This window comes from Dactylosporangium fulvum, assembly GCF_025137375.1.
In the GTDB taxonomy this organism is placed as follows: Bacteria; Actinomycetota; Actinomycetes; order Mycobacteriales; family Micromonosporaceae; genus Dactylosporangium; species Dactylosporangium fulvum.
The window spans coordinates 3,493,648-3,513,353 of sequence record NZ_CP073720.1 but is presented as its reverse complement, the minus strand read 5'-3'; the positions used below and the strand labels follow the sequence as shown (position 1 = coordinate 3,513,353).

At 66.9% G+C, this 19,706-nt stretch carries 11 protein-coding genes and 3 pseudogenes; 6 read left to right on the top strand and 8 right to left on the bottom strand.

The window, feature by feature from the left end; genetic code table 11:
* Positions 1-52 precede the first annotated feature (52 nt).
* Complete coding sequence (locus Dfulv_RS16080; protein WP_259863848.1) at positions 53-2,815, top strand: FtsX-like permease family protein; 2,763 nt, start codon at positions 53-55, stop codon at positions 2,813-2,815.
* Between the two features lie 37 nt (positions 2,816-2,852).
* Here Dfulv_RS16080 and Dfulv_RS16075 read toward each other — a convergent pair whose 3' ends face one another.
* Together Dfulv_RS16075 and Dfulv_RS16070 are read right to left on the bottom strand one after the other, a co-directional pair.
* Complete coding sequence (locus tag Dfulv_RS16075; RefSeq protein ID WP_259863847.1) at positions 2,853-3,080, bottom strand: transposase; 228 nt, start codon at positions 3,078-3,080, stop codon at positions 2,853-2,855.
* 406 nt (positions 3,081-3,486) lie between these two features.
* A complete protein-coding gene (locus Dfulv_RS16070) occupies positions 3,487-4,431 on the bottom strand; it encodes an alpha/beta fold hydrolase (RefSeq protein WP_259863846.1) in 945 nt (314 codons plus the stop codon).
* Between the two features lie 134 nt (positions 4,432-4,565).
* On the opposite strand from Dfulv_RS16070, the gene Dfulv_RS16065 reads away from it, so the two are divergent.
* Entirely contained in the window at positions 4,566-5,567 is a 1,002-nt protein-coding gene (locus tag Dfulv_RS16065; protein ID WP_259863844.1) for a helix-turn-helix transcriptional regulator, read from the top strand.
* Between the two features lie 87 nt (positions 5,568-5,654).
* Here the strand turns inward: Dfulv_RS16065 and Dfulv_RS16060 are convergent, their stop codons facing one another.
* The gene (locus Dfulv_RS16060; protein ID WP_259863841.1) at positions 5,655-6,569 is read right to left on the bottom strand and encodes an aminoglycoside phosphotransferase family protein; all 915 of its coding nucleotides are present in this window, start codon (positions 6,567-6,569) and stop codon (positions 5,655-5,657) included.
* Positions 6,570-7,021: 452 nt separating this feature from the next.
* Between Dfulv_RS16060 and Dfulv_RS16055 the strand changes: the two genes are divergently transcribed.
* The 4 genes from Dfulv_RS16055 to Dfulv_RS16040 all read left to right on the top strand — a co-directional run bounded on the left by Dfulv_RS16055 (position 7,022) and on the right by Dfulv_RS16040 (position 13,053).
* Entirely contained in the window at positions 7,022-8,161 is a 1,140-nt protein-coding gene (locus Dfulv_RS16055) for a sugar ABC transporter substrate-binding protein (protein ID WP_259863838.1), read from the top strand.
* Positions 8,162-8,237: 76 nt separating this feature from the next.
* Entirely contained in the window at positions 8,238-9,803 is a 1,566-nt protein-coding gene (locus tag Dfulv_RS16050) for a sugar ABC transporter ATP-binding protein (RefSeq protein ID WP_259863836.1), read from the top strand.
* A complete protein-coding gene (locus Dfulv_RS16045; protein WP_259863835.1) occupies positions 9,800-10,807 on the top strand; it encodes an ABC transporter permease in 1,008 nt (335 codons plus the stop codon). The genes Dfulv_RS16050 and Dfulv_RS16045 overlap by 4 nt, the downstream gene beginning before the upstream one ends.
* 35 nt (positions 10,808-10,842) lie before the next feature.
* Positions 10,843-13,053, top strand: a complete 2,211-nt coding sequence (locus tag Dfulv_RS16040) for a LamG domain-containing protein (protein WP_259863834.1) — start codon at positions 10,843-10,845, stop codon at positions 13,051-13,053.
* 98 nt (positions 13,054-13,151) lie between these two features.
* Here the strand turns inward: Dfulv_RS16040 and Dfulv_RS16035 are convergent, their stop codons facing one another.
* The 5 genes and pseudogenes from Dfulv_RS16035 to Dfulv_RS49055 form a co-directional block, all read right to left on the bottom strand.
* Complete coding sequence (locus Dfulv_RS16035; RefSeq protein WP_259863833.1) at positions 13,152-13,934, bottom strand: FadR/GntR family transcriptional regulator; 783 nt, start codon at positions 13,932-13,934, stop codon at positions 13,152-13,154.
* A gap of 99 nt (positions 13,935-14,033) precedes the next feature.
* A complete protein-coding gene (locus Dfulv_RS16030; protein ID WP_259863832.1) occupies positions 14,034-16,103 on the bottom strand; it encodes a glutamine amidotransferase-related protein in 2,070 nt (689 codons plus the stop codon).
* Between the two features lie 156 nt (positions 16,104-16,259).
* Positions 16,260-17,231: pseudogene (locus Dfulv_RS48840) on the bottom strand (hypothetical protein); the annotation flags it as partial.
* A gap of 252 nt (positions 17,232-17,483) precedes the next feature.
* Positions 17,484-18,893 (bottom strand): annotated as a pseudogene (locus tag Dfulv_RS48835) (NAD-glutamate dehydrogenase domain-containing protein); the annotation flags it as partial.
* A 144-nt stretch (positions 18,894-19,037) separates the two neighbouring features.
* Positions 19,038-19,208: pseudogene (locus Dfulv_RS49055) on the bottom strand (hypothetical protein); the annotation flags it as partial.
* Between the last annotated feature and the right edge of the window lie 498 nt (positions 19,209-19,706).

Here is a 19,706-nt window from a genome sequence, read left to right as displayed (position 1 = left end):
GCGTAACCGTGCTAACGATTCGTTACCGTTTCGCTCCTCTCAGGAGGGTCAGTTGATTTCGCTCATCCGCGCGCAGCTGCGCTTCCGGCGCGGTCGGCTGGTCGCCACGATCGTCGCCGTCGCCGTCGCCGTCGCGAGCTTCACGCTGCTGGCGTCGGCCTCGCGCGGCTCGCAGGTGCAGGTCAACGGCACGGTCCAGGAGAACTTCCGGCCGATGTACGACATCCTGGTCCGCCCGCCCGCAGACACCACCGAGGACGGCCTGATCAGCACCGACCGGGTCAGCTCGACCTACGGCGGGATCAGCGAGGCACAGTGGCGGCGAATCCTCGACATCCAGGGCGTGTCGGTGGCGGCGCCGGTCGCGATGGCGGGCTACGTGATGCAGACCGCGGTGATCACGGTCGATCTCACCGAGTACGCCGACCAGGGCGGGCGCCAGGTGCTGAAGCTGCGGCCGACCTACGTCGGCGACCGCGGGCTGAGCAGCATCCCCGACGGGTCGAAGTACCTCTACGTCACCCCGAACAACCTGGAGTACGTGCCCGGCGACCCATGGGTCGAGGGCAAGATTTACACGGCCGACGACATGCCGAAGCCGCCCGAGATCCACGAGCACGGCCCGAACGGCGTCACCACCGTGTGCGAGCGCCAGACCGGCTACTACACCAACGTCGAGCCCCTCGCGCCGAAGGACCGCACGGAGGCGAACTGCTGGTCGCGCGACCCGGCGTCGAGCGCCAACACGGTCAAGCGGGCCCAGGTCGAGGTGCTCTTCCCGATCCCGCTGCTCCTGGCCGCCGTCGACCCCGTGCAGGAGGCGAAGCTCGACGGGCTCGACGGGTCGGTGACTTCCGGGGTGTACCTCCCCGAGTCCGACCAGTCCGCCGGCATCCCGGTCCTCGCCTCCAGCCGCCTCGACCTCGACCAGCAGCTGCGCCTCGAGATCGAGCGCCTCGGCGGCGACGCGGCCGAGCAGACCGGCGCCGGGATGCGGCTCGACAACGCCGTGCCCTACTACGAGACCATGCCCGCCACCCCGCTGGCCTCGCGCGCCTACACGGCCCAGGACGTGTACCCGGCCCTCCTCGACGCGATCGCGCACCCGGTCGCCGACCGCAGCCGGTTCGTGCCGTATGCGGGCACCTCCGACGTCGGCGAGTGGTGGACGACCAGCGCGATGACGCTGTCGGGCCCCGGCCGCGCCGCCGACGTGGTGCCCTACGGCGGCGGCGAGTGGGGCAAGGTCCCCCACGGCTATCCGGCGGGCCGGCCGCTGCCGATGGGCCTCGCCGACGACCCGGTCCGGGCCATCGTCCGGCACGGCATCAACGAGTCGAAGCAGGAGCGGACCTTCCTGCGGGGCGTCGGCGTCTTCGACCCGGCCAAGGTCCAGCTCGGGCCGCAGCTGTCGCGGATGCCCTTCGACCTCTACGCGGGCGCCGAGGCGACCGGGGCCGACCCGGCGGCGCGGCAGGCCCTGGGAGACCGGGCGCTCCAGCCGACGACCGGGTTCGCCGGGCCGCTCGGGCAGCGCCCGCACCTGCTCACCACGCTGTCGGCCCTGCCCAAGCTCCAGCGCGACCCGTACACCAACGTCGACGCCGAGCACGGGGTGAACAAGGACGCGCCGATCTCGATGGTGCGGGTCCGGGTCGCCGGCGACGTGGGCATCGACGCCTTCTCCCAGGAGCGGGTGCGGGCCATCGCCGATCAGATCCACCTGGCCACCGGGCTGCGGGTCGATCTCACCGTCGGGTCGTCGGCGAGCGGGGTGGCGGTACAGCTGCCGGCCGGAACATTCGGAAGGCCCGCGCTGGCGGTCCGGGAGAACTGGCTCCGACTGGGGGTCGCGACGACGATCGTGTCGGCGCTGGACCGCAAGTCGCTGGTGCTGGCGATCCTCGTGCTCGTCGCGTGCGCGCTCGCAGTCGGCAACGCGGCCAGCGCGGCGGTGCGGACCCGGGCGACCGAGCTCGGCGTGCTGGCCTGCCTCGGCTGGGCCCGCTGGCGGCTGTTCGCGCTCGTCACCGGCGAGTCGGTGACCGTCGGCGCGGTCGCCGGCCTGCTCGGCACCATCCTGGCGCTGGCGCTGTCCCGCCTGCTCGGCGTGTCCCTCGGCGCCGACTACGCCCTGCTCGCGATCCCGGCCGCGCTGCTGCTGAGCGGGCTGGCGGCGCTGCCACCGGCCTGGCGGGCGACGCGGGCCGACCCGGGAGCGACGGTTCGTCCGGCGGTCGTACTGGTCCGTCGCCGCCGAGTACCCCGCCGCGTCTCGGGCCTGGCGATGGGCAACGTGCTGCGCGCGCCCGGGCGAACCGTCCTCGGCGCGGTGAGCCTCGCCCTCGGCATCGCCTCGCTGACCCTCCTGGTGATCATCAACCTGACCTTCCGGGGCAGCGTCTCCGGCACTGTCCTCGGCGATGCGATCACCGTGCAGGTCCAGAGCACGGACTACATCGCGGCGGTCCTCACCACCCTGCTCGGCGCGACCACGGTCGCCGACGTGCTCTACGTCAACATCCGCGAGCGGGCCGCCGAGTTCGCGCTGCTCGGCGCCGTCGGCTGGGCGGATGCCCCGCTGGGCCGGCTGGCCGCCTATGAGGCGCTCGCCATCGGCGTTCTCGGCGCGACGACCGGGGTGGGCGTCGCGCTCGGTACCGCCGCCCTGCTGAGCTCCGAGCTGACCGCCGTCTCGTACGCGGTCGCCGCCGCCGCCGCGCTCGCCGGCGCGCTGCTGGCGGTGGCGGCGGCGATCCTGCCGGTACGATCGCTGCGCCGGCTGCCGACCGCCCGGCTGCTGGCTGAGGATTGACGTCCTCTCCCGTCTGAAGTCGGGAGATTCCGGCCTGTCACGCCGCTTTCGCGGCAGACTTCCGGCGGGTTACCGCTTCGCCACGCGGCGCCAGCGTCACCGCTGGTCTTACCTGCGCTCCACGGCCGTTGCTGTCCGCCCGCCCGGCGGCCACGATGTTCTTCGCCGCGTTCACGTCCCGGTCGTGGGTTACCCCGCACGGGCATGTCCACGACCGGACGTTCAGCGGCAGCTTGTCGCCGAGGCGTCCACAGTCCGAGCACATCCGGGTCGACGGGAAGAACCGGTCGACCCTGCCGAACGTACGTCGTGGACAGCTTGTGCAGCCAGTCCCTGCGCGAATCGGCCACCCTGGCGTGCGCCTTGGCGACCTTCACCACAGCTTTCTCGCGGTTGTTCGACCCGCGCTGATCAACCCGGCGGCGTCGGCGCGGGGCCTGCAGCCCGGTCACTTCGGCGGCCGGCCTGGCTTCCTACCCTTCGGCAGCAGCGGTTCCAGCTTCGCCCACTGCGCGTCAGACAGGTCGAACCGCCTCGTCACCGCTACGCCGGCCACGAGGTCTCCGATGTTCTGGTCTTCTTGGTCGAAGAACCATCTACCGGAGACCTCGCCATTTATCGATCAATACCGCGCCGGACCTACGTCACACCGAGCCCCTATGAAACACGGCCTAGGTGGCATCCCGCTGGTCCAGCCACTTCAGAATCGCCTGGTTTGTTTCTTCCGGCTTTTCTTGCTGGATCCAATGACCGCAATCCAGATTGACCACTTCCACATTGGGCACGAACTCTGTCAGGTTTTCAGACTTCGAGACCGCATCCCGGTCGCCGTAGATCATGAGGGTGGGCTGTTGGATGATTGGATTCACATCCGCCAACAAGCGCCAGTTGCGGTCAAGGTTCCTGTACCAATTCACACTGCCCGTGAACCCTGTCGATTCGAAGGCGGAGACGAAAACGGCCAGTTCGCTGTCGCTCATGACGGGATCACCGAGTGGCGTTTCCGCTCTGGCGAGATCGATCAGCGCCATACCCGGCTGAGGCCCTGTGGGGGGCTCGTTCTTCCGGTACATGTTGCGAAGGAACTGGAATGTGTTCTCTTCGAATACGGCGTCTGCGACGCCTGGCTGTCGATTGAAGTGGACGAAATAGAAGTCGCTGCCGAGCATGTCTTCCATGAACTCGACCCAGGGCTTTTCTCCGCGCTCCTGGTAAGGCAGGCTCAGGTTGATCACTTTGTTTACACGGTTCGGATGCAGCAGGGTCAGTCCCCAGACGACCATTGCACCCCAGTCATGACCGACAAAGGTGGCATCTTCGTATCCGTAGTGATCGAGAAGTGCGATGAGATCACCCGACAGGTGCTCAATGTCATAGTCTGTCACTTCGGTCGGACGGGATGAGTTGCCATAACCCCGCTGGTTCGGGACGATGACATGGTAGCCCGCTGCGGCAAGGGCGGGCACCTGATGGCGCCAAGAAAAGGCATGCTCTGGCCAGCCGTGACAGAGGACAATGGGCTTTCCTGCATTTTGCCGGCCTGCTTCAAAGACTTCGAGTTCCACACCGTTGACTGAAATAAGGGTGGGCTCGGGAAAATCGGTTGGATCGAACATTGCATTTCCTCTCTATCTTTTCGGGGTGATCAGGCGACGAAGGTGCCCGACGACAGCGTCGGCGCAGCCCCGATAGGCCGAGCGTCGATGCGGTCGTGGGTAGCGGGACTCGTCGGTGCGGCCATGTCGCCATCTTGCCGACCGATACCGGTCAACCCATGACCGGTTTATGCGGAAGTGTTGTCGGGGTGCGAACCGACCGGCTGGTGGCCATCCTCCTCTTGCTGCAACGGCGCGAGCAGGTGACGGCAGCGGAGGTCGCCCGAGAGCTGGAGGTCTCCGAGCGCACCGCCCGCCGCGACCTCGACGCCCTGGCCATGGCCGGGGTGCCCGTGTACTCCATGCAGGGCCGAGGCGGCGGCTGGCGTCTCGTGGGCGGCGCCCGCACCGACCTGTCCGGGTTGACCGCGAGTGAGGCCCGCGCCCTGTTCCTGGTTGCCGGCCCGGCCTCGGCTGCGAGGCCGGCCGTGAAAGCAGCTCTGCGCAAGCTCCTCCATGCCCTGCCGGAGCCCTTCCGGGTGCAGGCCGAGGCAGCAGCGTCGTCGTTGGTCATGGACCCGCAACGATGGGGGTCGAGTCGGGTCGAGCACCGACCACCTCGCTTCCTCGACGAACTCCAAGACGCGGTGATCCGCGGCGTCCAGGTGCGGCTCGGCTACGTCGACGGCAAAGGCGCCGAAACCGAGAGAACCGTCCACCCGCTGGGCATCGTCGCCAAAGGTCCGTCGTGGTACCTCGTCTCCAACACCGAGACCGGCCGGCGGACCTTCCGGATCGACCGCGTGTCGTCCGCCGACCCGACCGACGATCCCGTGCACCGACCCGAAGACTTCGACCTTGCCGAGAGCTGGCGCGAGATCGCCGACGAGGTCGACCGCAAGCGAACGCCCCTCGAGATCCAGGCGGTATGCGTGCCCCACGAGATAGGCCGGCTCCGGATGGTGCTCGGCGATCGGCTCGAGGTGGGAGGTTCCACGACCGACGGCCGCATCGAGGTCGTGATCCGCGGCCACAACGAGTACGCGTTCGCCGGCGAGCTTGCCGGGATGGTCGAATGGCTCGAGGTGACTGGCCCTCCGGGTGTGCGAGACCACCTGGCCTCGATCGGCAACGCGCTCGTCGAGCGATACGGCTGAGACCGGCGCGAGCGCTCACCGACGGGTTCGCCCGCGAGCTCCTCTCACCATGACGTGCGTTGCGGTTCGGCCGATCTCCTGGTGGAATCAGTGGAATCGGGTCAGCCGCTCGCTCAGGACCCGGTCGAGCGCCGCCCGTCCCGCCGGACCCCAGGCCGGTTTGCCGCCGGGCAGGCCACGGTCCCCGTTCTGGCCCATCAGCATCAGAAAGAGACTCTTCACCACCGCCAGCCCGCGGGCACGCCGGACCGTCGCCTCGTCAGCCACCGCGTACGCGGCGAAGAAGCGTGCGGCCGCGCCCGCCGGCAGCAGCACCCAGGCGGCCGCCAGGTCGGACGCCGGGTCACCGACGAACAGTTCACCGAAGTCGACAACACCCGCCAGCGTCCCGTCCGCGACGACGACGTTCGCGGGGTGCAGGTCGCCGTGCACCCACACCGGCGGACCCTCCCACGCGGGGGCCGCGACGGCGTCGTCCCAGACGGCCCGGACGTCGGCGGCGGCGGAGCCGATCGCGTCGGCGCCGACGGCATGGAAGAACTGGTCGAAGCCGTCCGTGCAGTCCTTGGGATGCGCGCCGCGGCCCGTGTCAGCTGGTGCGTCGGGGGGCGCTGCCACGTGCAGCGCCCGGAGGAACGTCGCCAGCGTGTCGGCCGCGTGCTCGCCACGGGTGATCGAACCGTGGTCCAGCGGCAGGCCCGGGACCCACGTCATGACCGTCCAGAACTTGGGGCAACGCTCGGAGGGCGCACCATGCCGCACCGGGACGGGGATCGGCAGCGGCAGGCGCGCGGTGAGCAGCGGCAGCCACCGGCGCTCCTTGAGCTGGCGTTCGGGGTCGGTATCCATGCGCTGGATCCGCACGGCCAGCTCGTCCCCGAGGCGCCACATCTGATTGCCCCATCCGCCCTCCACCTCGCGGAGGGGCAGCTCGGCCAGGTCCGGATGCTGGTCCCGCAGCAGGTCGCGGAGGAGACCCGCGGTGATCTCGGTCTCGGTCATGCGGAGCAACCATACCGAGTTCGGCCACGACCATTGCACCGGTTACCGGGTGCAACACCTGACCACGTTCGCTGCATCGCCCGCCGGCAAGGCACCCGGCAGCCGGTCACCAGGCGTTTCCGCGCGGCACGCGCCGACTGCATTCAGCCGCGCATCCGCCGACGGCGGCGACCTCCGGCGGATCTCCGGCTGCCTTCGACAGGAAGGGCGCCGGGGGGGTTTGGGCAGTGTAAGGCACAAGACGTTTTCGGTTTGGTCTACCGCTAGCCCATTGACAGCGCATCCGGGCCGTGACTACGGTCACGTTGGTCTACGCCGAGCCCAAAGAGTCAAACGGGATGTGACCGGGACCTGAGGCGCTGGGAAACAGGGAACAACAACCTGCCCGGCACGCCACGGAACCGGGCTGGACGCCCTTGTCGACTCCCATCTTGATCAGGAGTGAGACGTACGTGCCCATCGGGAACCCCGGCGCTCAGGCGCTGCATGCCGCCGTCCAACCGGCTCTCCGCAAGCCCCGCCTCAAGCGCAGTTCCGTGTGGCTCGGTGCCTGCCTGGCCGTCATCGCCCTCGCGACGGCCGCATGTGGCACCTCGCCCGACGCGGGCGGCAGTAGCGGTTCGACCGCCGGCACGACCAAGGTCGACGTTGGCGACGGCCAGACCGTCAACGCCAAGCCCGTCCGGAACGTCGCCTTCCTCATGGGCGGCAGTGTCGCAACGAACGAGTACGCGGCCGCTCTCGCCAAGGGAGCCAAGGAAGCCGCCGAGAAGTACGGCGTTGACCTGAGTATCTTCGAGGCCAACTTCGACATCAACACCCAGTACAACCAGCTGCAGAACACGCTCACCTCCGGCAAGTACCAGGCGATGATCGTCCAGCCGACCACCCCGCAGGTCTGCAAACAGGTTCAGCAGGGCGTCAAGCGCTACCAGGTCCTGATCACAGTCCTCGGGTCCACGCTGTGCGGCCAGGACGACTCCAGCGGTGACGAACTCGCGAGCCCGGGCACCGTCTCCTTCGTCGGCGGTATGTACAACACCCCGGGCCAGGAAGCGTTCCTGAAGGACTGCATCGCCCACAGCCCCGGCAAGCACCAGGCGCTTGCCCTCCTCGGCCCCGAGTACTTCGGAACCACCAAGGCGTGGAAGGCAGCCGGGAAGCTCGTCCTCCCGGACAACCCGGACTTCAGGATTACCCGCGAGGTCAACACCAATTGGTCCACCCCCGACGCGTTCAAGAGGGTCCAGGACGCTCTCCAGGGTGCCCCCGACATCGACGTGATCATCTCTGCGCAGAGCGACCTCACCAAGGGCGCCGTCCGGGCCATCAAGTCCCTGGGCCGCGAAGGCAAGATCCGCGTCTACGAGATGGGCGGCGGCAAGGACAGCGTCGCGCTCGTGCAAAGCGGCGAGGTGTACTCCACCTTTCCGACCTACCCGAAGAGTTCGGCCTACGCCGCGCTGGAGGCCCTCGTGAAGGCGTCCAAGGGCGAGACCGTTCCGCGGTTTATCGACCGGGATGGAAACCCGAACGGGGTCCTCGAGGGCATCCCCGCCGACAAGCTCAGCAGTTACACGCCTGAGTGGTGAGTCGGGGCCCCGCCAGAACCTCCCTTCGGGCGGGGCAACCCCACTAACCCCCGAAACCACTGAGGAGCGAACCGAATTGGGCACCCACCGCCATCGCGACGGCCAGACCAACCGGACCCTCGTCCGTTACATCGACATCTCCAAGACCTACGGCGCTACGCACGCCCTCAAGGACATCACCCTGGACCTGCGTGCCGGCGAGGTCCACGCGCTGGTCGGCGAAAACGGTGCAGGCAAGTCCACCTGCCTCGGAGTCGCGGCAGGACGCGTCGCGCCGACCACCGGCACCATCCAGATCGACGGCCACGACCTCCGCGCCGGAGACCCCCGGTCTTCACGCCGAGCAGGCGTCTGCGCCATCTACCAGGAACTCACCATCGTGCCCGCCCTGTCAGCACAGGCGAACGTATTCCTCGGCAACACCACCGCCAAGTACGGGCTCCTGCGCGACGCCGCCATGCGCCAGCGCTACATCGACCTGTGCCACGAACTCGGCGTTGCAGCCCACCCCGACGTACCCGCGCGCCACCTGTCGACCGCCGACCAGCAAATGCTGGAGATCATGCGCGCGGTCCTCGTCGACGCCAAGGTTCTGCTCTTCGACGAACCGACCGCATCCCTCGCCGCAGCCGAACGACAAGCGCTGTTCAGCTTCATCGACCGGCTCAAGCGTCAGGGAGTCGCGATCGCGTTCGTCAGCCACAACCTCGACGAGGTCCTCGACCACTCCGACATGATCACCGTCTTCCGCAACGGGAACCTGGTCGAGAGTCGGCCGGCCGGCACCTGGGACAAGGGAACCCTCGTCAACGCGATGCTCGGCACCGAGTCCGAAACCTCACTCGAACGGACGCGGACCAGCCACCACGTCACGACCGCGGACGGCATCGAACCCGGCCCCATCCTGAGAATCGAACAGCTCAACAGCCCCCGCGGGCTTCAGGACATCAGCTTCGACCTGCGGTCAGGAGAGATCCTCGGCATCGCCGGCCTCGTAGGGTCCGGCAGAAGCGAACTCCTGCGCGCCCTGGCCGGGCTCGACCCGCACGCTAGCGGCACCATGACGGTTCAAGGCAGAACCATGCCGTTGCGAGGAGGCGTCCGCCGCGCCAGGCGTGCCGGCATCGCGCTCCTGCCTGAGGACCGCAAGCACCAAGGCCTAGCCCTTCGGATGGCCTCAGCCGAGAACGTCGTCCTCGGCGAGTACGACAACATCGCCCGCCTGGGCTACATCCCACCCAACGCGCTCATCCGCGCAGCCGGACAAGCCGCGTCCTCCGTCGCATTCGACACCAAGCGCCTGCGTGACCCCGCGGGAGACCTGTCCGGTGGAAACCAGCAGAAGCTCATGCTCGCTCGCTGGAAACACACCAACCACCCCATCCTCCTCGCTGACGAACCCACCCGAGGGGTCGACATCGGGGCACGCCGGCAGATCCTGGCGTCGCTTGAGGAAATCGTCGCCACCGGAAGGTCGCTCATCCTCGTCTCAAGCGACCTCGAAGAGGTCGTCACCCACAGCGACCGCGTCCTCGTCATCGCAGGCGGACGCATCGTCAAAGCCATGGACGCCACCCGAGAGTGCATCTCCGTCGAGTCCATCCTCAACATCGTCTTCGCATTGAAGGAAACCGCCCGATGACCGTCGACCAGATGGCCAGCACCACGCCGGCCACGACCGACAGCCACGCCAGCCGAACCAAGAACACGCCAACAGCAGTCGCGCTGCACATCCTCACGCGCTACCCGATGGTGTGGGTCGCGCTCGCGCTCGCCATCGCCGCCCGCATCGCGTACGACGGGTTCCTCGACCCGCAGAACCTGCGCAACATCCTGTCCCAGAACGCACCACTCGCGCTCATCGCCATCGGCATGACGTTCGTGATGATCACCGGATCGTTCGACCTATCCGTCGGCTCCATCTTCGCCGCCGGTGCCGTCGTCTTTGCATCCTTCGACGGCAAACTGTCAGCCGACCTGGCGCTCCTCATCGCCGTAGCAGCAGGCGCCGCGGCCGGCCTCCTCAACGGCATCCTCATCACCAAGGTCAACATCAACGCCTTCGTCGCCACCCTGGGAACAGCCGCCGCCATCACCGGTGCCGCAACCATCTACTCCGGGCAGCAGGCGCTCCTCATCAAGTCCATGTCCTTCGGGGTCGTCGGCTCCAACCTCATCGCAGGCATCCCCATCCCCGTCTGGATCGCTCTTGTCGCATTCGTCGTCGCCGGGTTCCTCCTGTCCCGAACCGTGTACGGACGAGCCGTCTACGCCGTCGGCGGCAACGACGAAGCCGCCCGCCTCTCCGGCATGCGAGTCGGCCTCATACGGGCAAGCACGTTCGTCATGGTCGGAGCGCTCTCTGGGCTCGCCGGCGTCCTCCTCGCCAGCCAGATCGGCACCGCGCAGCCCGACTTTGGCGCCTCCATGGCACTGGACGCCATCGCGGTCGTCATCATCGGAGGTACTTCCCTCCTCGGAGGCGAAGGCTCCATCGGACGGACCTTCACCGGCCTCCTGATCCTCGCCATCATCAACAACCTGTTCCAGTCCCTCGCCTTCGACCCCGCCCTCCAGCAGATGATCAAGGGTTTCATCGTCGTCGCCGCCGTCGGACTCGACTCCTGGGCACGCTCCCGCCGCTAACCGCAACCAAGCCAACCAACAAGGAGCACGCCAGAATGCCAAATACAGCCGTCTACGGCTACACCGACAAGCTCTCCTACAAGCCCGGCGAAACACTCCAAGTCATGGTCGACCCCCGCGTCGACAACACAACCGTCGCGGCCGAACTCGTACGACTCCGACGCTCAGACGGGCAGCCGGACCCCGAGCCCATCACCTGGGCCGGCTCCGGTACCCACGTAGCCCAAGCCCAACGCCACTGCGTCGGCTCATTCGCCGCCGTAGCCAACCCGTTCGCCGACATCGAACTGGACACCTTCACGTGGGGCGCGTGGTTCCACCCCACGCTTACCACCACCGGACAGCCGCAAGGAATCCTCGGCGCCGGCGACACCCTGCAGATCACCCACGACGGCAAGAGCGTCACCTTCGACCTCGCTGATCAATCCGGCCACAAATACCAAGTGCGGGCTGAACTCGACCTCCAGGACCGCGCCTGGTACTTCCTCTCCGCATCCATCCACGGACAACGAGCACGGCTGCTCATCCAGCCTCTCGACCGACAACTCGGCGAACCGACCGAAGCAAGCGGCGACGCACCGGCCTACATCCACGTCCCGAACGAACAGTGGATGGCCATCGCCGCCGCAGGCACCGTGACAGTCACGGAATCACCTGGGGGTGCGCGCGGCCGCGCCGAGAAGCCGTTCAATGGCAAGGTCGAAGCACCGTTCCTCATCGCCGGCGCGCTCACCCCGGGTGAAGAAGCACGCTGCGGAGCTGGCGACACCACCACAGTCCGGCAACACCCGCACGTTGTCGCCGCATGGGCATTCAACCCACTCCCGGGGCTCAGCACACGCGTCGAGGATCTGGTCGGAAACCATCACGGCATCACGGTCAACCTGCCCCAAGCCGGCGTGACCGGCGTTAGCTGGGACGGGACCCGGCTCGACTTCACCACCGCGCCCGATCAGTACGCGACGCTTCACTTCCACGACGACGACCTCCTCGACGTCGGCTGGCAGCCACTCACACAGGTCGACCTCCCCGCTGATCTCGAGTCCGGCATCTACGGAATTCGGCTCAAGGCCGGACAGTCCCAGGACATCGTGCCGTTCACCGTGTTGCCCGCCGGCCCCACCGCCAGCAAGGTCTTGGTCGTCATGTCGACCTTTACGTACCTGGCCTACGGGAACGAGCACATGTACGAAGGCGATGCGACCTCGCTCAGCAACCGCGACATCGTTCTCGACGAACGCGACCAGGCACGCACGGGGCGACCCGAATTCGGCCTGTCCCTTTACGACGTCCACACCGACGGATCCGGCGTCGTCACCAGCTCCGCACGCCGGCCCATCATCAACATGCGTGCCGATTACGAGATGTGGCTGATGGAGGGCGGGCGCGCCATCGCGGGCGACCTCTACCTCGTCGAGTGGCTGACCAAGAAGCAGATCGCGTTCGACACCATCACTGACCTCGAGCTGCACGAGCACGGCGAAACCATCCTCAGTGACTACTCCGTCGTCATCACTGGGTCACATCCCGAGTACTTCAGCGGACAGATGCTCGACGCATTCGAGAACTACCGTGACACCGGTGGCAACCTCATGTACCTCGGCGGCAACGGCCTGTACCAAGTGACCGCCGTCCACAGCGTCGACCCGCTCGTCATCGAGATCCGCCGCGGCAACGCCGGTGTCCGCATCTGGGAATCGCCACCCGGTGAGTGCTACCTCGCCGCCACCGGTGAACCCGGAGGCCTGTGGCGCTACCGAGGCCGGCCTCCTCAGAAGCTCGTCGGCGTCGGGTTCTGCGCCCAAGGCTGGGACACCGCATCCCCTTACCAGCGCACCGACGCCAGCTACGACGGCGCCGTGGCGTGGATCTTCGACGGCGTCGAAACCTGCAAGATCGGCACCGCCGGACGACTCCTCAACGGAGCCGCAGGTGACGAACTCGACCGCGTCGATTACAGCCTGGGAACGCCCCGGAACGCGCACCTGCTCGCAGCGTCTTCTGGGCATAGCGACTACTACCAGCGCAGTATCGAGGAGATCGGGATGAACGTCGCCGGTGCAGGCGGTGGCGCTACCGACCCCGAAGTGCACGCTGACATGGTCTATTTCGAGGTTCCCGGCGGCGGGTCCGTGTTCTCCGTCGGGTCCATCGCCTGGACGGGAAGCATGCTCACCGAGGCCGAGGATCCGAGCCCCTCACGCATCACTGAGAACGTCGTACGACGAATGGCTGGCCTGGACTGACGAGGCCGGCTCGGGACGTGGTCACGACCAGATGATGACGTCGACCGGGTTGGACTCGTGGCAGGGCCAACCGCCGTCGGCGGGATCGAAACGTGGGTTCACGACTTACTGCCACGCGTGCCGATGGAGTCCAGCAGCCGAAGGACGTGATCGGCGGTCTTCGCCATGTGACGGTGAACCTCTTCGACAGCCCGCGCCTCGTCCCGGTCACGGATGGCGTCGGCGATCGCACGGTGCTCTGCGACAGCATCGCCCAGCTCGTACGGGATGGGGAACGTGTCGATCCACGAGAAGAGTTCCGCGCGCGCATCAGCAAGCGCGTTGCACAGGTGCCGGTTCCCCGAGACCTGGGCGATGGTCAGGTGGAACGCCGTGTCCGCGTGCCGGAACCGCGGCTGGTCCGGGTCGTGCGACATCAGGTCGATGGCGGCAGACAGCCGTGCTTCCATCTCATCGGTGTCGGCCTCACGAACAGCGATACGCACGGTCATTTCTTCGAGCAGCGCCCGGTACTGGACCAGCTCGGCGATCTCCTCGCGCACGTTCGCGACAGCCGAACGCCAGTGCGGTGAAGGCTTCACCTGCAGCTGGTAGTGACCACCGCTGCGTCCGGGACGTGTGTCGACCATGCCCTCGGCCTTCAGCACCGACAGCGCCTCGCGGACAGTCATTCGCGAAACGCCCAGGGTCTTCGCGAGCTCACGCTCAGCTGGAAGCCGGTCGTCTGGAACCGCTCGGAGAACAATGAGTTTCCGGAGCGCGGATGCGATCTGTGTGTGCGTGCGAGCATCCAGCGACGTACCCAGGTTCGCGAGCAAGTCCATCGGGTCGATGAGCGTACTGGCGTCCTTGCCGCCAGTAACCGACTCGGCTGTGGTCATCATCGCCGACCTTCCACGCTCATCACGCGACGAGGATACGCTCTCCGACAGGTTGGCTTCCGATTGGTACGCGACACTGCGTCTTCTCTCATCTTGCTGCTATCCGACCCAGCGGGTCGCTGCTGCAATCTCTGCTGGCGTCTTCGACCTGAACCCTTCTGCGTCGTGACGGCGCACCGTCACGATCTGGTCCACAAGATCCCCTCCGAACCTTTGACGGAACAGTCCGTCATCGTCGAACGTCTTCGTTGCCTCATCGAGGCTGGACGGCAACTGATCGATACCGAGCTCGCGACGCTTCTCCGCGGTCAAGGCAGCGGGGTCGCCTCGAGTCTCCTCCGGCAACCGCAGCGCCTTGTCGATCCCGTGCGTTCCCGCCGCCAGAACACCGGCCAGAAGGAGATACGGGTTCGCCATCTGGTCAAAGCACTTCAGCTCGAGGTTGGCACCTCGGCCGTCACCCGACGCGTTCCCCGAGACCATCCGTATGGCCGCCTCACGGTTCTCCCAACCCCAACATCCGTACGCACCCGCCCACGCCTGGGGTGCCAACCGAAGATACGAAGCCGGGCTAGGAGCGCCCAGAGCAGCCAGCGGCCGAAGACGCTGCAACACACCAGCAGCGAACGCCTCCGCCTCGTTGCTCAACCCCCGTCCGTTGCCGGCCATCAGGTTCCTCTCGCCGCGCCACAGGCTCAGATGCAGGTGACCACCGTTCCCCAAGCTATCCAGATCAGGCTTCGGCGCGAACGTCGTCCGAAGAGCATGACGCTGACCGACTGCACGAATCGTGGCCCGAACCAGGGCCGAGGTGTCGCATGCGTTCAACGGGTCCTCAGCGCGCACGCTCACCTCGAACTGACCAGCGGCGAACTCTGGATGGAACTGCTCAACCGAGACCCCTTGCGCCTCCAACGCCGAAATGAGGTCGCGACCGTAGTCCGAAACGCTGATCAGCGACGTCATCCCGTACGCGGTGTGCCCGGCTGGAGGGACCAGATTGTCCGAGTCACCGACCGACACCATCCACTCCACTTCGAACGCAACGAGCGCGGTGATGCCCTTCTGGCTGAGCTGACGCACCATGCGGCGCAGTAGGTGCCGCCCGCAGCTGAAATGAGGACTTCCGTCGACCTCAATCCGGTCGCTCGGAGCCCATGCCCACCCCGGCTGAGCCTCTAGGACGACGAGCCGCGACAGATCCGGGAGTAACCTCACGTCGCCCAACGTTGCGCTGGGCACGGGCCCAGGGGCGACCTGGTCACTCGGCGTGAAGTACTCGATCGAAACCGGTGCACTCACCCCACACTCAGCCGCCTGCGGCAGCCGACGCAGCGGCACCGTCTTGATGCGCGCAATCCCAGAGGTGTCGACGAACTGCAGAGCGACCCCGACCACATCGCGCTTCTCCAGCGCATCGACCATATCCGCAATTGAGCGGGAGAGAGCAGAATTCGTATCGCGTTCGCCGGCGATGCCGCTGAACGGAAACAGCCACTTCACTGCGGCGTCGGTCAGGTCATGAGCAGCTTGACGCAGCACAGGCTCCCGGCGTGGAGCGGCGGCGACCAGTTCCCCTGCGCTCGCACCGGTCTTGTCGAGGGTTCGGCGGCCTGAGTCGACCCAGCGAGCGAAACGCTCTGCACTCACCTCGGGGTGAAACTGCCACCCGAGGACTCGGGTCCCGGCCACCTCGTGGCTGAACGCCTGACAGCCGTTCGACGACTCGCCAAGAACACAAGCTCCGTCCGGTGGAGTGAACGCGTACTCGTGAAACTGCGTCCACTCCACCGGCGGGCAGAGGTCCTCATCGACGCTGTCCAGGCCGAACCAACCCACCTCGGGCTTCTCGGCCGGCATGACCCTCCCACCAAGGGCGTGAGCCAGGAGCTGTGCTCCATAACAGATCCCGAGGACCGGAATTCCGGACGCAACTGAGCGCCTCACCAGGTCGGACTCGGCCGTGACGACCGCCGCCTGTTCGGGGTCACACACACTGCGCTCGGACCCGAGAAGGAGCAGCAGGTCTCCAGCGGACTCTCGGCCCTCGATCAGCTGGTCACGGCTGGTGAAGACCAACCGGGCGCCGTGATGGGACGACAGCCGGTCGCCGACGAAGCCAGCGTCGGCTTCGGCCGTGTCGCATACAACCTCGACGACCAGACCCATCAAGCGCTCCGTTCGCCAGGATCAAGCAGTCCAACGAGTCTAGGGCACATCAGCCCGCTCCGGGATGACGTGCGGGATGCCAGCAGCGCCACCAACTCCCTGGTATCCGTGCCCGCTACAAGATCCGTCAGATAGGCCCTAGGACCAGCAGACACATCACGCAGCACGGAGACGAAGCGCCTGAAGGAGACGTACAGCCGTCGAGAGCGCAGCCAGGGTGCGACGCCCCGGGGCAAGAACCTCGGCGATAGTCCAGTCCACCCCCGGCGCTGCCTCCGCGAGAGCGGACTCCCAAGCAGTGAGCCGGTCCGTCGTCCCCGATGCCGTTTCAGCCCCCTCAACGACCGCAACGGTGATTGCAGCAGCAGCCGCGTACAGGTCGTGACGCAGCCCGGCACGTGCCATGGCATCCCACCGGGTTCCGTGCGGAAGCTCGCCGATGGCGATCAGCAGATCGTCGAGCCGGAGCCGCTCCGATAGGGCGAACCGCACGTCGGCAACCTCCCATGCGCTGCGGCCGGTCTCGGCCGAAACCTTGGCCACATCGAGCAACTGGAAAGCGTGCAGAAGCTGACCCAGACGCTGCGCGAGCTCCACCGGGAGACCCTCGGAGCAAAGCTCGGCAACATCGGCCTGCAGGTTGCTCGCGTCCCGGGCACGCAACAGCTCAGGCAGCCGCGGAGCGATCGCCGAAACGGTGTCTGCGAACTGCCTGTAGTCCGCGAGCGGGTCGGCGTCGGGCGCCCCGAAGGTCAGGAACCAACGAGTAGCACGGTCGATGAGCCGCCGCACCTCCATCCGCGCTCGCCGGCCCGCCCCTGCGGGGAGGCCCGCTGCTTCGATGTCCTGCATCAACGTGTCGAGCCCGAATGCCGACCATGAAGCGACGAACGCGCGCACGACCTGCGCGGCAGACGCACCAGTCTCCTCCGTCGCGCGGAACGCGAACGTCGCCCCGGCCCGGTCTACAACCTCGTTGGCCAACACCGTCGCCACGATCTCCCGCCGCAGCGGATGAACCGGGATGGAGTCGGCACACGCCTTCGCCACCGCAGACGGGAAGTAGTCCCGCAAGCGGCCCTCAACCCAGTCCTCAGACGGAAGTTGCGAGTTCAACAGGCCTGCACGCAGCCATAGCTTCGAGTAAGCGCACACCACCGCGATCTCTGGAGCACTGAGCCCGGTCCCCTGGGCGCGGCGCTGCTCCAGTTCGCTCTTGTCGGGCAGGCACTCAAGGCTGCGGTCGAGCCCAATGGCCGACTCGAGCTCCCCGAGGAACCGATCCTGGACCTCAGTCAGGGTCGGGCTCATCGAAGACTCGACCTTGACCAGCGTGTTCTGCGACTGGTTGTGCCGAAGCACCCGCCGGGCCACGTCATCCTCCGACGTATTCAGCAGCGTCGTACGAAGAGCACCGTCCAACTCTCCGCGCCCGATCGCCAGGTCGAGCAGGATCTTGAGGTTCACCTCGTGATCGGAGGTGTCGACACCTGCTGAGTTGTCCAGAGCGTCGGTGTTGACCAGACCGCCCGCCTCCGCGAACTCGATGCGAGCCTTCTGCGTGAGCCCGAGATTGCCCCCTTCAGCGATGACACGAACACGAAGGTCCTTCGCATCGACACGGATGCCGTCGTTGGAACGGTCGCCCACATCGGCGGCCGTCTCCGACGACGCCTTCACGAACGTTCCGACACCGCCGTTCCACAGAAGGTCGACGGGCGCGCGAAGGATGTGCTGCACCATCTCGGCGGGGCTGACCGACGTGACAGCCGGGTCGATGCCCAACGCGGCCGCCGCTTCTGCTGAAACCGGAACCGACCGGCCGCTGCGGGGGAAGACACCTCCGCCACGAGAGATGAGGTCTGCGTTGTAGTCACCCCACGACGACCCAGGCGTGTCGAACAACCGCTGCCGCTCCGTGTACGAACGACCGGCCTCCGGGCGCGGGTCGATGAAGATGCTGCGGTGGTCGAAAGCCGCCACGAGCTTGATGGCGCGAGACAGCAGCATGCCGTTCCCGAACACGTCGCCCGACATGTCGCCGACCCCTACGACGATGAACTGGTCTTCGGCGACATCGACATCCAACTCGCGGAAGTGGGACTTCACCGACTCCCACGCCCCACGGGCGGTGATGCCCATCGCCTTGTGGTCGAACCCGATCGACCCACCCGACGCGAACGCGTCACCAAGCCAGAACCCGTAGCGAGCCGACACCGCGTTCGCCTCGTCGCTGAACGTCGCCGTGCCTTTGTCCGCAGCCACCACCAGGTACGGGTCCGGGTCGTCGTAGCAACGAGTACGCGGCGGCGCGACAACCTCCTCGGTCTGGTTGCCAGCCGCGTCATGGCTGCGTACGACGTTGTCGGTCAGGTCCAGCAGGCCCGCGATGAACGTCCGGTAGGACTCCACGCCGGCCGAGCGCAGCTCCGCACCGCCAGTCGACTTCACCACGAACCCACCCTTGGCCCCGAGCGGCACGATGACCGAGTTCTTCACCTGCTGCGCCTTCACCAACCCGAGAACCTCGGTTCGGAAGTCCTCAAGACGGTCCGACCAGCGAAGACCACCGCGAGCAACTGCACCGAATCGAAGGTGCACACCTTCCATCCGGGTCGAGTGAACCCAGATTTCCGACCACGGCCGTGGCTTCGGCAACGTGGACACCTCTGCCGAGCAGAGCTTGAACGCGAGCGCCGACCGGCGCACCCCGTTCTCCTCACGGTAGGCGTTGGTCCGCAGCGTCGCCCGGATGCAGTTGTGCAGCGCGGCAACGATGACGTCCTGGTCATAGCTGACCAGCTCCTGCAGCCCGGCCTCGATCGTCGCCTCGGCCTTCGCGACGGCGACGGTCGACTCGTCCTCAGAAAGGTCGGGGTCGAACCTGGCCTCGAACAGGTCCGCGAGAGCACGTGGGTGAGTCGGGTGCTCCACGAGCGTCGCGGCGATGTGCTCGGGGGTGAACGTGAGGCCGGCCTGCCGCAAGTACTTTGCGTAAGCGCGCAGCACGTTCGACTGCCACCAGGTAAGACCTGCGTGCACGACCAGAGCGTTGAACGTGTCGTCCTCGATGACACCGTCCCACGCGCGCTGAAGAGCAGCCATAGCGCGCGAGCGCAGTTCCGGATTCGGCTCGCACGTCTGCGGAAAACCAACGACAAGGTCGTGAACGAACCGTCCCGAAACATCCCCTGCGGCGAGATCGTAGGAATGAGAGTCGAGCAGTTCGATGTCGAGGTTCCCCAGAACGCCGAGAACGCGGGCCAACGAGAGCGGCTGGCCGACGCTGTACGCGGTCACGCGCGACGGCTCGTCTTTGCGAGCCGCGAACAGCGCAGACCCCGCATCGAGCGAAGCCAGCGCGGTCAGATCGTTCGCCGCATCGGTGGGAGACCGGTTGAGCATGTAGTTCGGCGGGAACTTCGCGCCAAGGTCAGCAACCAGGCTGTCGCTTCCTTGCGCAGCGAGCGCGCGCTCCAGTTCGGACGGCCAACGCTCAAGGTCGGCCCATGCGGTGCCCGCAGTACCCAACAGGTCTGCCCCGAGGCTGGGGGACGAGGTCGCCATCGTTGTCTCTCCTAGTTCGCAGAGCCCGTTGCCACG